We start from the raw sequence: 15,700 nt of genomic DNA on the forward strand, positions 1-15,700 counted from the left end.
TTGGCTGCGTGTTACGGCATTCTATAATCCGTTAGCGCTAACATTACCAGTCCCGAATTTGGAACCGGACCCGCTAGAGCGTTGTCCCCACGAGCGCCCCGATGGCCGAGGTGGCGGCCATGGCCAGAACGCCCCAGATGACGACGCGCATGGCAGCCCGTGTCCTGGGTGCCCCGCCCGCCTGCGCCCCCAGGGCCCCGAGGGCGGCCAAAGCCACAATCGTGGCAAGGCCCACGGACCAGACCAGACCCGTCAGCGGCGCGAACATGGCCACCAACAACGGCGCGGCGGCTCCGACGGCGAAGGTCAGGGCCGATACGACAGCGGCCTGAACCGGGGCGGGCGGCGACAGGTCGGTGATGCCGATCTCGTCGCGCAAATGGGCGGCGAGCGCATCCTTCTCGGTCAGTTCCACCGCGACCTTGCGGGCCAGATCGGGCGACAGGCCACGGAATTCATAGATCGCGACCAGCTCTTCCAGCTCGGAGTCCGGGTTGTGCTCCAGTTCGTATTTTTCGCGCTCCGTGTCGGCGGCCTCGGTATCGGCCTGGCTGGAGACCGAGACATATTCCCCTGCCGCCATGCTCATCGCGCCCGCCATCAGCCCTGCTGTTCCGGCCAGCACAATCGCCACCCGGTCGCCGCCACCGGCGGCAACACCGGCAATCAACGAGGCGGTGGACAGGATCCCGTCATTGGCCCCCATCACGGCGGCACGCAGCCAGCCGGTGCGGAAGGACAGATGCGGTTCTTCGTGGGCGGAGGGTTGGTCAGTGAGATCAGACATCGGACAAAAGGATCTTTCCGGGGTTGAAGATGTTGAACGGGTCGACGCCGCGCTTTACTGCCGCCATCATGGTCAGGGCGCCTTCGCCCAGTTCCCCCATCAGGTATTTCGCCTTGCCCTGCCCGATCCCGTGTTCGCCGGTACAGGTGCCATCCATGGAAATCGCCAAATCGTTCAGCCAACTGACGAAGGCGCGCGCGCGGGCGACCTCTTCGGCGTCATCCATCATGATCAGCGGCAGGGTGTGGAAATTGCCGTCGCCCACATGGCCCACGACCGGGGCGATCAGGCCCAATTCGTCGGCCTTGGCCTGTGCGGCGGTCACGCATTCTGCAAGGCGGGACACGGGCACACAGCAATCGGTGGAAATGCCCTTGGCCCCCGGACGCAGCGCCAGCGACGCCCAATAGGCATCGTGGCGCGCCTGCCAGAGCCGATTGCGATCCTCCGGTTTCGTGGTGAAGGCAAAGCCCTGGCTGCCGAAATCTTCTGCAATGTCGCCAAAGGTTTGCGCCTGTTCCTTCACGGAGTTTTCAGATCCGTGGAACTCCAGCAACAGCAGCGGCTGTTCCGGCAGATCGAGCTTGGAATAGGCGTTCACCCCCTTGACGGACAGCGCGTCCAGAAGCTCGATCCGGGCAACCGGCAGGCCCATCTGGATCGTCATGATCACCGCATTGCAGGCGTCCTCGACGGTCGCGAAGGAACAGGTGGCCGCCGAGATCGCCTCGGGGATGCCCTGCAGTTTCAGCGTCAATTCGGTGATCAGCCCAAGCGTGCCTTCCGAGCCCACGATCAGCCGCGTCAGGTCATATCCGGCGCTGCTTTTGCGGGCGCGGTTGCCGGTCTTGACAATCTCTCCCGAGGGCAGCACCGCCTTCAGGGCCAGCACGTTGTCCTTCATCGTGCCGTAGCGCACCGCGTTGGTGCCGGAGGCGCGTGTCGCGGCCATGCCACCGAGCGAGGCATTGGCGCCCGGATCGACCGGGAAGAACAGCCCCGTGTCGCGCAAATAGGTGTTCAGCGCCTCGCGGGTCACGCCGGGCTGAATGACGACGTCCATATCTTCGGGATGCACGGCAAGGATCTTGTCCATGCGGCTGAAATCCACGCTGATGCCACCGGCAGGGGCGTTCACATGACCCTCCAGAGACGTGCCGGTGCCAAAGGGGATGATCGGCACGCGGTGATCGGCGCAGATGCGCACCACCTCTTGCACCTCCTCCGTGCTTTCCACGAAAACGACCGCATCGGGGGGCTGGGTCTCGATCCATGTCGTGGTGTGGCCATGCTGGTCCCGGATGGATTGGCCAGTTTCCAACCGCTCTGCGAAGCGTTGCTTCAAAAGCGCCACAGCCGTTCCGATTCCCTCGTCATTGCGCGGCATTTCCATCAGTTCGGCCATGGCGACCACCTTCCCATCAGCACCCAACGGGCAGACCCTAGGCCCCTCGTCACGTCGGTGCAATTGCCGCCATGGTCGCTGCGGGCGGTAATTCCGCCTGTTACCCGTGTTTTTCCGGGTTGTTGTCATCCGGGCGATACAGATCGGGCCTAGTTTTGCTGAAAACCTTGGCTTGAGCGGTCTTCACAATGTCTCTCTACCTGCCGCCCCTGCGCCTGACCGGCGCCCGGATCTTGCGTAGTGGCCAGCTTCAGCGCCGGTCGCTCGGGCTTGCGCGCGGACGGATCACCAAGGGCCCCCTGCCCGAGGTCGACCTGAGCGGATACCTGGTGCTGCCCGGCATCGTCGACTTGCATCTGGCCCTGCCCGGACCGTTGCGGATCGGTGCATTGCCCGCAATCAAGTCTCGTCTGGCCGCACATGGCATCACAACGGCCTGGCTGACCGTTTCGTCCGACCCCGAACCGCTGATCGGGCAGGTTCTGGACAGGCTGGCCGCCATTCGCGGTGGAATCGACCTGAGGGCCAAGCTGATCCTGACGCCGGATGCGCGTCTCAGCCCGGACCGGCTGCGGCAGCTGGAAGAGCAACGTCTGGACCTTGCCTCGTTCACGTCCCGCGCCCGGATCACGACGGCAGACTCCGGCGCCCCCAGCTTTCCCCGCGATCTCTGTAAGATGGCGGAATGTCTCGACTCGCTAGGCATTCCCTATGGCAGCCTTGGCGATACCGATGCCGAAACACGGGAATACTACCGGATGCTCGGGGCACGGATTGCCGAACTGCCACGCAACCGGGCCGCGGCGGCCACTGCGCATGCCATGGGCGATTGCGTGCTTGCCTCCGCCGCGGACCTTTGCCCCGCCGCCGGCATTGGTGACGCAGCCGGAACAGCCCGGCTGGTGGCGCAGGGGCTTTGCGATGCGCTTGTGTCAAATGGCGCGCCCCATGCAATGGCAGAAGCAGCCTGGGTTCTGGCCAATGGCGCGCTGAAAGACCTTCCAGCCGCATGGGCGCTGATCTCGTCCAAACCGGCTGAGATCATCGGTCTGGCCGACCGCGGCACGCTCGAACATGGTAAACGGGCCGATCTGGTGATCGTCGATGAAACCACCCGCGCGGTTGTGGCCACAATCGCAAAGGGGCGCTTGTGTTTTGCGACGCGGGGTCTGGCGGCGCGTTTCGGACAACCGGGCAACCCCATACCAATGGCTGCGGAGTGATCTCTCGCTGCGCGCCAATAGCACGCAGGCACCGTTAACCCTTTCGCAAGAATTCTTACCGTACTCTTCTTCACGTGCCCAAGCGATCCGACTGCCGAAGGCACTGAAGGAAAGCCCCTGTCGCACCGCACCCAAACATCGCGGCAGGGGCTGACCGGAGTCCGGCACAGCCTGACAGGAAGAGACGAAGAAAAGGTTAAGCGCAGGTCATTCCGCCGCGTCGGCGCGGGCGGCTTCAATCTGGGCGGCCTTGCGTTCCACCTGTTCGACGATGTGATCGACCATGCCGTCATTGGCGAGCTTATGGGCCTGCTTGCCATCGAGATAGACCATGCCCGACCCGGCCCCGCCGCCGGTGAACCCCACATCGGTCAGCAGCGCCTCACCGGGCCCGTTCACCACGCAGCCAATCACAGAGAGGCTCATCGGCGTCTTGATATGCGCGAGCCGGTCCTCCAGCAGTTCCACCGTCTTGATCACATCAAAACCCTGCCGCGCGCAGGACGGGCAGGAGATGATGTTGACCCCCCGGTGCCGAAGCCCGAGCGCCTTGAGGATCTCGTAGCCCACCTTCACCTCTTCGACCGGATCGGCCGAAAGGCTCACGCGCAGCGTGTCGCCGATGCCCATCCACAGAAGGTTGCCAAGGCCGATCGCGGATTTCACGGTGCCCGTCGTCAGACCGCCCGCCTCGGTGATGCCAAGGTGAATGGGCGCGTCCGTGGCCTCGGCCAAACCCTGGTAGGCGGCGGCGGCCATGAAGACATCCGACGCCTTCACGCTGATCTTGAACTCGTGGAAATCGTGATCCTGCAGGATACGGATGTGATCAAGCCCGCTTTCGATCATCGCGTCGGGGCACGGCTCTCCGTACTTGTCGAGCAGGTGCTTTTCCAGCGACCCGGCATTCACGCCGATGCGGATGGAACAGCCATGGTCGCGGGCGGCGTTCACGACCTCGGCCACGCGACTGGCATCGCCAATATTGCCGGGGTTGATCCGCAGACAGGCCGCGCCCGCCTCTGCCGCCTCGATCCCGCGTTTGTAGTGGAAATGGATATCGGCCACGATCGGCACCGGGCTTTCCGCCACGATCTCTTTCAATGCTTTGGACGACGCCTGATCGGGCACCGACACGCGCACGATATCGGCCCCCGCCTCGGCGCAGGCCTGCACCTGTGCGATGGTGCCCGCCACATCGGTGGTCAGTGTGTTGGTCATCGTCTGAACGGATATCGGGGCACCGCCCCCCACAGGCACATTGCCCACCATGATGCGGCGGCTGTGGCGGCGGTCGATATTGCGCCAGGGGCGAATGGGATTGTGGGACATGTCAGTCTGCCTATGGCCTGATCAAACGCTTCTGCCTGTCAGATAGCCCCTGTGCCCGGGCACGGCAACGGGGGTGCGTCAGTTGTCGTCAGACAGAACCAGGGCCGCCACGCGCGGCAGGTCGGGATCGGCGGCCGCATCGGCCATCACATAGTTATCTGACAGCGCATCGGCGGTCAGCACAACGTCCCGCGCGATGGAGGTGCCGGGACCGGCAGGGCCGAGCGTGACGCCATTCACCGCGAAATAGAGCGAGCCGGAATTACCCGCCCGCAGGGTCGGCAGATCGGCCCCTTCGGGCAGGGTATAGCTGTCACCCGCATCGAGCGTGCCCTCGAACAGGACGGTGCCGGAGGCAGAGCTGACTCGAATCCAGGACGGACGCACGGCAAAGAGCACGACCTCATCGGCCGTCGGCGCTTCGGTCACCTGAACGGCACCAGCCAGTTCAAAGCTGTCTTCGGGCGCATTTGGCCGGGCAAGGCCGGGGACTTGAGCGAATTCGCCAACCGTATCGGGGTCCAGCGTGGCAATCGCCTCGTCCCGTGGGGTCAGGACGGGGGTGTCCAGCGCCTGCGGGCGATATAGCCGGTCAATGGGGTCGACCGTGGGCAGGCGCGGCGTGGTGGCATCGGGCAGTTCCGTTTGCGCCATCGACATGACGCCCGCTGCTTCGACCGGGTCAAGCGCCGCGACGGTCTGCGGGGCCTCGTCCACGGGAACGAACTGCACCCGCTGGATTTCCGTCAGCACCGACCATGCGCCGTAGCCGATGACGCCGACAAGCGCGATCAGAACAGCGGCAGAGCCAAGCGCGCCCGGTTCGAGGCGGCTGAACATGCTTTCGCGTTCGGGGGCGAAAGACACGCGGGCGGTGGACATCACATCATTGGGATTCAGGCGCTTGGGGGCATCGCCGAAGGCGCGCTTTGCCCCACGGGCCTGTGCCGCGGAATCACCGTGAACGCCGTGGAACCCGGCCTCGGCACTGAAGCGGCGGAAGGTCCATTCCGGGTCCATGCCCAGATAGCGCGCGTAGGATCGCACGTAACCGGCCACGAAGCCCTTGGTCGCGAAGACGGAGAGATCGGCATTTTCGATGGCGGCGATGTGAGAGGCCTTGATCTTCAGCTCTCGTTCCACATCCAGAAGGGATTTGCCGAGCGTCGCGCGTTCCCCGCGCATCAGGTCACCCAGAGGCACGTCAAGCGTATCAAGCTCGTCAAATGGCAAGCTGCCATCCTTCGACGTGTCTGTGTTCATGCCCATGCGGCCCTGTGCCCCGCGTTTCGACTACGGTCTTTGACGGTTTTCCGATCTACCGACCGAAGACATCCCCATTCCATCCCGGTGATTCCCCAAAATCGCCGGTCTTAGGAGCGTGTTAACACAACATGAGGTTATTTTGCACCTGCGGAACTTGCGTCAGGCACTCATTTCGGCACGATTCAGCGCACAGTGGTTCCACAGCGCGTCCATTGCCCAAACCAGGCCATCCAGCATCTTGGGATCATGCACCGGCGACGGGGTGAAGCGCAGACGTTCCGTCCCGCGCGGAACGGTCGGGAAGTTGATCGGCTGCACGTAGATTCCGTAATCCGACAGCAGCATGTCCGAGATCTTCTTGGTGTGGACCGGATCACCCACCATGACCGGCACGATATGGGTGCCATGGTCGATGATCGGCAGGCCCATGCCCTTCAGACGCAGTTTCAGCACCTTGGCGCGTTCCTGATGCAGATCGCGCAGTGCCTGATCTGTTTTCAGATGCCGGACCGAAGCCGCAGCCCCCGCTGCCACGACCGGCGGCAAAGAGGTGGTGAAAATGAATCCCGGCGCGTAAGATCTTACGGCGTCACACATTTTTTCGCTGGCCGCGATATAGCCGCCATGCACGCCAAAGGCCTTGCCAAGGGTGCCGTTGATGATGTCGATGCGGTGCATCAGGTTGTCACGCTCTGCCACGCCGGCCCCACGGGGGCCGTACATGCCGACCGCGTGAACCTCATCGAGATAGGTCAGCGCGCCGAATTCGGCTGCCAGATCGCAGATTTCCCCGATAGGGCCGAAATCGCCATCCATGGAATAGATCGACTCGAAGGCAATCAGCTTCGGTGCCTCGGGGTCATCGGCTTCCAGCAACTCGCGCAGATGGGCCACGTCATTGTGGCGGAAGATGCGCTTTGCCCCGCCATTGCGGCGCACGCCCTCGATCATCGAGGCATGGTTCAGTGCATCGGAATAGATGATCAGGCCCGGAAACAGCTTCGGCAGCGTGCTGAGCGTTGCGTCATTGGCGATATAGGCCGAGGTGAAGAGCAGCGCCGCTTCCTTCTGGTGAAGGTCGGACAGCTCCGCCTCCAGCTCCTTGTGATAGACCGTGGTGCCCGAAATGTTCCGGGTGCCGCCGGAGCCCGCGCCGGTGTCTTCCAGCGCCTTGTGCATTGCCTCCAGCACGACCGGATGCTGGCCCATGCCAAGGTAATCATTGCCGCACCAGACGGTGATGTCCTGCTCGGTTCCGTCGGGCTTTTTCCAGACTGCATGGGGGAACTGACCGCGGCGACGCTCGATATCGATGAAGGTGCGGTAACGCCCTTCTTCGTGCAGACGGTTCAGGGCGGCATCAAGCGCGGCATCGTAGTTCACTGGCGGTCTCCTTTTTCCGGACCCGTTCGCGGGGGCCCGAAAGACACGGCTGGCAAGGCTTCGGACGGATGCGTTTCCTTGAATGCCCGAAGATTTGGGTGATCTAGGCCCTGAGGCCCTCCCCTCGCAAGTTACAAATTGACGCGCAGGTTACTTTGACATGGATCAACGGACCAGCCGTAAGATCAGTTCAAAACCACGACGCGACAGTCGTCCTGTCCACAATTGGCGACGGCTGTTTCCTCGTCTGCACCGATTCCCCATTGGCCGGTTGCCTCGGAAATGGCCATGGCGCGGGATCGGCCAAGCCGGCGATAGTCCCCGCGCAGGGCGGCGGTGGCCTCGGTATTCAGTTGCAGGCTGCGGCCCGGTTCCCAGCCTTCCGGGCGCACGACCAGCACGACGATGCAGGCGGGGCCGGAGCTGCGCTGCGCTTCGCAGCCGTCCAGTGCGACACGGCGCGCATTCTCTTCGTCATGGAAATTGGCAGCGGCAACCGTCGCCTCGGAAGCAAGCCCCATGCCTGGCGCAATGGCGATCGCCCCGTAATAGCTGACCGCGCCGGACAGTTGCGGCGATTGCAGGATGGCCCGGTCGGTGTCCGACAAGCTGTCATGGTCGATCACCTCCACCTCGACCGCGCCGCGTTCGGCAAAGACCAGACGACGCGCTTCGCGCAGGTTGGGCAGCTCCTGTGCAAGCGCAGGCAGACCGATGGCCGCCAGGGCCAGGGCCAGGCCCGAGGATCGAAGAAAGGATGTCGCGCGCATGAAAAAACTCCGCTCTCTTTGGGCCGGATGTCTGAAACCTTAACAGGGAATACCGTGTCCCCTGCCCTTCGGCAACATCTGGACAGGGACGTGCTGGCTGATAGGCTCCGCCTCAACACGCGAATGTGAAAGGACCCCCCATGTCGCTCGACGCCGTTCTTGCCCGTATTGACGAAAATCTTGAGGAAGCCACCGACCGATTGATGGAGCTTCTGCGAATCCCCTCCATCTCGACCGATCCCGCCTACAATGATGAATGCGACCGGGCCGCCGACTGGCTGGTCGAGGACCTGAAAGGTCTGGGCTTTGACGCCACCAAGCGGGCGACACCGGGCCGCCCCATGGTTGTGGCGCATGTCAATGCCGACGCGGATGGCCCGCATCTGCTGTTCTACGGCCACTACGACGTGCAGCCGGTCGATCCGCTAAACCTGTGGAACACGCCGCCCTTTGAGCCCTCGATCGAGGACACCCCCAAAGGCAAGGTGATCCGAGGGCGCGGGGCGTCTGACGACAAGGGGCAGCTGATGACCTTTGTCGAGGCCTGCCGCGCGTGGAAAGCGGTGCATGGCAGCCTGCCGGGCAAGATCACGCTCTTCTTCGAGGGGGAGGAGGAATCGGGCTCGCCCTCGCTGGTGCCCTTCATGCAGGAAAACGCGGCCGAGCTGACCGCCGATATCGCGCTGATCTGCGACACGTCTATGGTCGCCCCCGGCGTGCCGTCGATCCCCACGCAGCTGCGCGGGATGGTGAAGGATGAGTTCACCCTGACCGGCCCGCGCATCGACCTGCATTCGGGCCATTACGGCGGACCCGGCCTCAACCCGCTGCGGGAAATGGCCCGGATCGTAGACAGTTTCTATGATCCCGAGACCGGGGCCGTCGCGGTCGAGGGATTCTATGAGGGCGTCCATGAGGTGCCCGAGGATATCCTGCGCCAGTGGAACATGTCGGGCTTCGACGAGGCGGACTATCTGTCCGAGGCAGGCTATACCGTGTCCCATTACGAACAGGGCTATTCCTGCCTCGAAAAGCAATGGGCGCGCCCGACGTTGGAGGTGAACGGCATGTGGGGCGGCTATCAGGGGGCCGGGACCAAGACCGTGATACCCTCCAAGGCGCATTGCAAGATCACCTGCCGTCTGGTGGGCGACATGGACCCCGATGCGTTGCGCGTGAAGATCCGCAAACATGTGGCCGACCGGCTTGGCCCCGATCTGAGCGTGGAGTGGAACCAGGATCTCGAAGGCTCCCCCGCGCCGGTCATGAATGTGAACCGGCCCGAGTTCGAAAAGGCCCGGCAGGCGCTGTCCGATGAATGGGGGCGCGAGGCGGTTTTCATCGGCATGGGCGGCTCGATCCCGATTGCCGGGTTCTTCAAGGACGTGCTCGGCATGGATGCGCTCCTGACCGGGTTCGCCAATGACGATGACGCGATCCATTCCCCGAACGAAAAATATGACCTCGACAGCTTTCACAAGGGCATCCGGTCTTGGGCGCGTATCCTGCATGCGCTGACGCGCTGACCCCCTGCCCCTGCCCGGTGCTCAGGCGTCGGGCGGGGGCGTGTCCGGCACGAAGGCAAGGGCAGACCGCGCAGGCCCCGTCCAGAACCGGGTCATCATCAGAACCGCCGCCACCGACAGCCCAAGGGCCAGGCCAAGCCAGATGCCAACCCCCTCCAATCCAAGCGGAAAGCCGAGCACGTAGCTCGACGGTACGCCGATGCCCCAATAGCTGACCACCGCGTAGATCATGGGACGCTTCGTGTCCTGCACCCCGCGCAGAAAGCCAAGCGCCATGACCTGCACCGCATCGGCCAGCTGAAACAGCGCCGCCGTGGCCAGCAGCACCGTGCCGGTGGCGATCAGGGCTGCCCGGTTCGGTTCTGCCGGATCGAGGAACAGGCCGATCAGCAGCTCCGGAATGCCGAGGAAGGCCGCAATGGTGATCGCCACCATGCCAAGCGACAGCACCAGCGCGGCCAGTGCCCCCATGCGCAGATTGGGCAGGTCCTTGCGGCCCCAGGCATAGCCCGCGCGCACCGTGGCGGCAGAACTCAGGCCCAGATGCACCATGAAGGTCGCTGCCGCGATGGACACGGCGATGCCATGGGCGGCCAGCGCCTCTTCCCCGATCCAGCCCATCATGATGGCGCTTGCCGTAAACAGACCGCTTTCGGCCAGCATCGTCAGCCCGATCGGCATCCCGAGGCGAAACACCTCGCCAAACGCGCCCCAGTCCGGCCTCCAGAGCCGGGCCAGGATGGTATAGTCACGCAAGTCCCGCGCCAGCGCCGCATAGGCGCCGAGCAACACCAGAATCAACGCATTCGTGCCAAGCGACGCGATGGCCGCGCCCTGAATTCCCAGTTCCGGCGCGCCGAGATTGCCGAAGATGAGCAGCCAGTTGAACCCGATATTCACCACGGTTCCGGCCAATGTCGCCCACAGCACGATCTGGGTGTGACCAAGCGCTGACAGGTGGCTTTTGAACACCACAGCGACCAGGAACAGCGGCATCGACCAGCCCGCGATGCGCAGATAATCCTGCATCAGCTGCGACAGGTCCGGGTCCTGCCCGAGGGCCACGAAGATCGGGCCGCTGAACCAGAACAGTGGCATCGAGGCACATCCGATGAGACAGGACAGCCACAGCCCCATGCGCGTGACCCGGCGCACCTGTGTCCTGTCTTCATTGGCGATCGCGGCGGCCACCATCGGCATGACCGCGATGCCGAACCCGGACCCGAGAAGGAAGATCACGAAGAAATACGAGGACGCCAGGGACTGCGCGGCCAGTTCGCTGACCCCGTACCAGCCCAACATGACCGTGTCGGTAATTCCGATGGATAATTGGGCAAGATGGCTGCCTGCCAGGGGAAGACCAAGCAAAAAAACAGCCCCGAGGTGATGGCGGAAAGGTGTCATTGCTGGTACTCTTCTGCGACAAGGCCCCTTGACAAGCGGCTTTGTAATTGTTTGAAAATACCCAAGAAAATGGGTGCGCGTTTCCAGATTGGAACCGCATTGTTGCTCAGCTCACCCCCCTCTGTGCCACATTCACGCCACATTTTTTGACGAGATAAGCATCTGCGTAAACAGCGAGCAGAAATGACAAGAATGCAACACGAAAGTTGGCATAATTTCCTGACGTCCGAAAGTGGGGCCGTTTCGGTGGACTGGACGGTTCTGACCGCTGCGGTTGCCGGTATGGCGCTGGCTGCGACGGCGATGATCGAGGACGGGATTTCCTCTCTCGCCTCGGATCTGGAAGCTCAACTTCGGACGCAGCAGGTCAGCGATGCGTTCGTCGTGTTCCATGCCGCACATTTCAACGCGCTCTACGATGCCGGCGTGATCGACGAAGACGGCGCGGAAAGCATGTTCGACATTGCGAACGCCATGACCAATGCCACGATCCTCACCGGAATCGAGGAAGGCATTCTGGCTTATAACGATGGCGATCTGTCAGATGAGGATATTGCCCTGCTCGTCGCCATGGCCAGCGTCGGCGTGCAGCGCAATATCATCAGCGCGGACGACGTCAATCTGGTTTCGACCTACTAGGCCACGCTCCATCTGTCTGCCCCGGATCGGTCTGGTCTGAAAGAAACGGCGCCCCCAACGGGCGCCGTTTTTTCGGTCAGCGATTGCGCCGCTGGTCGGGGTGCAGGGACGCCCCAAGGATATGGTCCGAGGCATGTATCACATGGCTGGCATGGCCCACGATCAGCGGATCGGGCGCCTTCGCGATGTCATGATCCTTGCCCGGATAATCCAGCGTCGACAGGAAGTGGCGCATTGTATTCAGGCGCGCGCGCTTCTTGTCGTTCGACTTGATGATCGTCCAGGGCGCATCGGCGGTGTCGGTGTAGAAGAACATCGCCTCCTTCGCCTCGGTATAGGCATCCCATTTTCCAAGGCTCGCCTTGTCGATCGGGCTCAGCTTCCACTGTTTCAACGGGTCGGTTTCGCGGCTGGCAAACCGGGCGCGCTGTTCTTCCTGAGTGACCGAGAACCAGTATTTGTAAAGCCGGATGCCCGAGCGCACCAGCATCCGTTCCAGATCCGGGGTCTGGCGCATGAATTCAAGATATTCATGCGGCTCGCAGAAGCCCATGACCCGTTCCACGCCCGCGCGGTTATACCAGCTGCGATCATAGAACACCATTTCACCGGCCGTTGGCAGATGGTCGATATAGCGCTGGAAGAACCACTGGCCGCGTTCCTCATCCGTGGGCTTGTTCAACGCCACGACACGCGCGAAACGCGGGTTGAGATGTTCGGTGAACCGCTTGATCGTGCCGCCCTTGCCCGCTGCGTCCCGACCCTCGAACAGGATCACGAATTTCTGCCCCGTGTCCTGCGCCCAAAGCTGAACTTTCAGAAGCTCCGCCTGAATGCGCGCTTTCTCGGTCTCGTAGGCCTTGCGCGGCAGCTTGTCGGAATACGGGTATTCGCCGGTTTCAAACGCATGGCGGATGTCATCCGTGGTCACCGTGGGAAAGCCCTTGTCGGCACCGTTCGGCTGGCTTGTCTCAACAGTTTCGGCCTGGGCATCGGTGGCGGCGGGTGCGGTCATTGCGGTCTCCTTCTGATTGTCCTGCGCACCGTCTGCCACAGATCGCGGCAAGTTGCCTTGATCGGTGTCAAGAATCTGACACAAAACATCGGAAAACCCGTGGATAGTGGCCCGCGCCAGCGGCCCCACAAAATCCTGCGTTGCCCCTTGTCGGCTGCCCTGCCCCTGCGATACCCTGCCAGCCAATCAAAAGCACAAAGCAAAGAGCAGATGGGCATGGCCGACGATCTTCTTTCCCCTGCGGTGGACAATGGGGGCTATGACGCCTCTTCGATCGAGATTCTGGAGGGTTTGGAGCCTGTCCGCAAACGCCCCGGCATGTATATCGGCGGCACCGATGAGCGAGCCTTGCATCACCTTGTGGCCGAAATCCTCGACAACTCGATGGACGAGGCCGTGGCCGGTCATGCCAGCCGCATCGAGGTGGAGCTGCATAGCGACTACTCCATCACCATCCGCGACAACGGTCGCGGCATGCCGGTGGACCCGCACCCCAAATTCCCCGACAAGTCCGCCCTCGAGGTAATCCTCTGCACCCTTCACGCGGGCGGCAAATTCTCGGGCGACAGCTATGAAACTTCGGGCGGGTTGCACGGGGTCGGCGCATCGGTCGTGAACGCCCTCTCTGATCATCTGCGGGTCGAGGTCGCGCGCAACCGCGAATTGTTCGCGCAGGAGTTTTCGCGCGGCATCCCGCAAGGCCCCGTGCAGGCCATCGGCGCCGCCCCCAACCGGCGCGGCACCACGGTGACCTTCCACCCCGACGCCCAGATCTTCGGCAGCCACCGGTTCAAACCCGCGCGGCTGCTGAAAATGGTCCGCTCCAAGGCCTATCTCTTCTCTGGCGTCGAAATCCGCTGGAAATCCGCCATCGAGGACGGGGATACGCCGCTGGAGGCCACTTTCCACTTCCCCGGCGGTCTGGCCGACTACCTCAAGGAAACGCTCGGGGCCGCCTCCACCTATGCCGATCAGCCCTTCGCGGGCATGGTCGATTTCAAGGAACGGTTCAACACGCCGGGCAAGGTGGAATGGGCGATCAACTGGACGCCGTCGCGCGACGGGTTCATCCAGTCCTACTGTAACACCGTCCCCACGCCCGAGGGCGGCACGCATGAGGCCGGGTTCTGGGCCGCCGTGCTGAAAGGCATCCGCGCCTATGGGGAACTGGTCGGCAACAAGAAGGCCGCGCAGATCACCCGCGATGACCTGATCACCGGGGGCTGCGCGCTGGTCTCCTGCTTCATCCGGGAGCCGGAATTCGTGGGCCAGACCAAGGACCGGCTGGCAACAAGCGAGGCGCAAAGGCTCGTTGAAAACGCCGTGCGCGACCATTTCGACAACTGGCTGGCCGCCGACACCAAAGCCGCCGGTGCGATCCTCGATTTCCTTGTGCTGCGCGCGGAGGAACGTCTGCGCCGCCGTCAGGAAAAGGAAACGCAACGGAAATCCGCCACCAAACGCCTGCGCCTGCCCGGCAAGCTGGTGGATTGTTCCGCCACCAACCGCGCAGGGACGGAGCTTTTCATCGTCGAGGGCGACTCGGCCGGTGGCTCCGCCAAGATGGCGCGCAACCGCAAGACACAGGCGCTGCTGCCCCTGCGTGGGAAAATCCTCAACGTTCTGGGGGCGGCAGGCTCCAAGATCACCACCAATGCGGAGATCAACGATCTCTGTCAGGCCATGGGCGTGGGGATCGGGACCAAGTTCAACATCGACGACCTGCGCTATGACAAGATCATCATCATGACCGACGCGGATGTGGACGGTGCCCATATCGCCTCGCTCTTGATGACCTTCTTCTTCACCCAGATGCGGCCAATGATCGACCAGGGGCATCTCTATCTGGCCTGCCCGCCGCTCTATCGCCTGACGCAAGGCTCCCGCCGCGTCTATTGTCTGGATGAGGCGGAACGGGACGAATGGCAGGCCAAGGGGCTCGGCGGCAAGGGCAAGATCGACGTGTCCCGCTTCAAAGGCCTGGGTGAGATGGACGCCAAGGACCTGAAGGAAACCACGATGGACCCCGAGCAGCGCAAACTGATCCGCGTGTCCATCGATGACGAGTTCCCCGGCGAAACCGGAGACCTGGTGGAACGCCTGATGGGCAAGAAACCGGAACTGCGCTTCCAGTTTATCCAGGAGAATGCGCAGTTTGTGGAGGAGTTGGATGTTTGAACCAAGGGGCGATCCGAAATGGCTGCTCTGGAACTTTATTGAACCGATATCAAATAGCAACCTCAGCAAATTAATCGCTGCGATTCCGGTGATTGGCTACCTAATACTTTTTAACGATACTATTATCGCGAACATAGAGTTCAGCTTCTTGTCTGGCTCAAGGAATGTAGAAGTTTCAGATTTTGTACTGCCCGCCAAAACCAAGCTTCAACTAGTATTCCTGGGAAGCGTGCTGATTCTTGTGTCGAATTCTTTATTTCGAGTATTTCAACCTTCCGCTTTGCGAAACGCCAAAGACGAGTTCAGTTTCGCCAATCACGTCATTTCGAGCTACACTATTGCCGAGCTTTTTTCGATGGAACAAAGCGTATTCGACCGTGATTGGACTCCAAGAACTCTATTCCTTAGCGCCCAAAGAAAAAACATCGAGCGAGGCTATCCGCACACGCTTCGATCAGGTTACTACAGCACCAAGGAAGAGCTCTTTCGGAAAGAAGATGAAGACTTGTTTCGCGAAATAGCTTACGAATGGTTTCTGAACGAAATGAACACCTATCAGAAAACGAGAGTTGTCACCCTCGTGTTTTCGGTACTTGGTTTCCTATTAATCTTCATTCCTTCACTCGATGTTTTTCAAGCTGTGGTGCGAGATATTTTTGAAGATTTTATTGAACTGCTTTGAGCAAGCGTTAGGTGAGCAATTCTGCCCGCCCTTCGCCTCCCCAAGCGCCATCGACGACGCGCGCGGGGGCGATCCGGGGCTTTGTGACTC

The 15,700-nt window shown here is 62.1% G+C and carries 13 protein-coding genes; 5 read left to right on the forward strand and 8 right to left on the reverse strand.

Going from position 1 to position 15,700, the window contains the following annotated elements:
- Nucleotides 1-73 precede the first annotated feature (73 nt).
- Entirely contained in the window at nucleotides 74-787 is a 714-nt protein-coding gene (locus tag EP237_RS05565) for a VIT1/CCC1 transporter family protein (RefSeq protein ID WP_127558964.1), read from the reverse strand.
- Nucleotides 780-2,192, reverse strand: coding sequence for an FAD-binding oxidoreductase (locus tag EP237_RS05570; RefSeq protein WP_127558966.1), 1,413 nt, complete (start codon nucleotides 2,190-2,192; stop codon nucleotides 780-782). The genes EP237_RS05565 and EP237_RS05570 overlap by 8 nt, the downstream gene beginning before the upstream one ends.
- 188 nt (nucleotides 2,193-2,380) lie before the next feature.
- On the opposite strand from EP237_RS05570, the gene EP237_RS05575 reads away from it, so the two are divergent.
- Nucleotides 2,381-3,415, forward strand: coding sequence for an amidohydrolase family protein (locus tag EP237_RS05575; RefSeq protein ID WP_127558968.1), 1,035 nt, complete (start codon nucleotides 2,381-2,383; stop codon nucleotides 3,413-3,415).
- Between the two features lie 207 nt (nucleotides 3,416-3,622).
- Here the strand turns inward: EP237_RS05575 and ispG are convergent, their stop codons facing one another.
- From ispG to EP237_RS05595, 4 genes are all read right to left on the reverse strand, one after another.
- Entirely contained in the window at nucleotides 3,623-4,747 is a 1,125-nt protein-coding gene (gene ispG / locus EP237_RS05580) for a flavodoxin-dependent (E)-4-hydroxy-3-methylbut-2-enyl-diphosphate synthase (protein WP_127558970.1), read from the reverse strand.
- 78 nt (nucleotides 4,748-4,825) lie between these two features.
- Nucleotides 4,826-6,010 (reverse strand): RodZ domain-containing protein, encoded by a 1,185-nt coding sequence (locus EP237_RS05585; protein WP_240661526.1) that lies wholly within the window; start codon nucleotides 6,008-6,010, stop codon nucleotides 4,826-4,828.
- 162 nt (nucleotides 6,011-6,172) lie between these two features.
- On the reverse strand, nucleotides 6,173-7,396 hold the full coding sequence (gene hemA, locus EP237_RS05590; RefSeq protein ID WP_127558974.1) for a 5-aminolevulinate synthase: 1,224 nt from the start codon (nucleotides 7,394-7,396) through the stop codon (nucleotides 6,173-6,175).
- A 185-nt stretch (nucleotides 7,397-7,581) separates the two neighbouring features.
- The gene (locus tag EP237_RS05595; RefSeq protein ID WP_127558976.1) at nucleotides 7,582-8,166 is read right to left on the reverse strand and encodes a 5-aminolevulic acid synthase; all 585 of its coding nucleotides are present in this window, start codon (nucleotides 8,164-8,166) and stop codon (nucleotides 7,582-7,584) included.
- Between the two features lie 140 nt (nucleotides 8,167-8,306).
- On the opposite strand from EP237_RS05595, the gene EP237_RS05600 reads away from it, so the two are divergent.
- Nucleotides 8,307-9,692 (forward strand): M20/M25/M40 family metallo-hydrolase, encoded by a 1,386-nt coding sequence (locus EP237_RS05600; protein ID WP_127558978.1) that lies wholly within the window; start codon nucleotides 8,307-8,309, stop codon nucleotides 9,690-9,692.
- 21 nt (nucleotides 9,693-9,713) lie between these two features.
- Here EP237_RS05600 and EP237_RS05605 read toward each other — a convergent pair whose 3' ends face one another.
- Nucleotides 9,714-11,096: an MATE family efflux transporter gene (locus EP237_RS05605; RefSeq protein ID WP_127558980.1), complete on the reverse strand. Its 1,383-nt coding sequence runs from the start codon at nucleotides 11,094-11,096 to the stop codon at nucleotides 9,714-9,716.
- Between the two features lie 192 nt (nucleotides 11,097-11,288).
- Between EP237_RS05605 and EP237_RS05610 the strand changes: the two genes are divergently transcribed.
- A complete protein-coding gene (locus tag EP237_RS05610) occupies nucleotides 11,289-11,735 on the forward strand; it encodes a hypothetical protein (protein ID WP_127558982.1) in 447 nt (148 codons plus the stop codon).
- Between the two features lie 76 nt (nucleotides 11,736-11,811).
- Here the strand turns inward: EP237_RS05610 and ppk2 are convergent, their stop codons facing one another.
- The gene (gene ppk2, locus EP237_RS05615; protein ID WP_127558984.1) at nucleotides 11,812-12,750 is read right to left on the reverse strand and encodes a polyphosphate kinase 2; all 939 of its coding nucleotides are present in this window, start codon (nucleotides 12,748-12,750) and stop codon (nucleotides 11,812-11,814) included.
- A 216-nt stretch (nucleotides 12,751-12,966) separates the two neighbouring features.
- Here ppk2 and parE point away from each other — a divergent pair, with 216 nt between their 5' ends.
- On the forward strand, nucleotides 12,967-14,928 hold the full coding sequence (gene parE / locus EP237_RS05620; RefSeq protein WP_127558986.1) for a DNA topoisomerase IV subunit B: 1,962 nt from the start codon (nucleotides 12,967-12,969) through the stop codon (nucleotides 14,926-14,928).
- Nucleotides 14,921-15,610, forward strand: coding sequence for a hypothetical protein (locus EP237_RS05625; RefSeq protein WP_127558989.1), 690 nt, complete (start codon nucleotides 14,921-14,923; stop codon nucleotides 15,608-15,610). Before parE ends, EP237_RS05625 begins: the two co-directional genes overlap by 8 nt.
- The last annotated feature ends 90 nt before the right edge of the window (nucleotides 15,611-15,700 follow it).

Source organism: Nioella ostreopsis (assembly GCF_004000255.1).
GTDB classification, from domain to species: Bacteria; Pseudomonadota; Alphaproteobacteria; order Rhodobacterales; family Rhodobacteraceae; genus Nioella; species Nioella ostreopsis.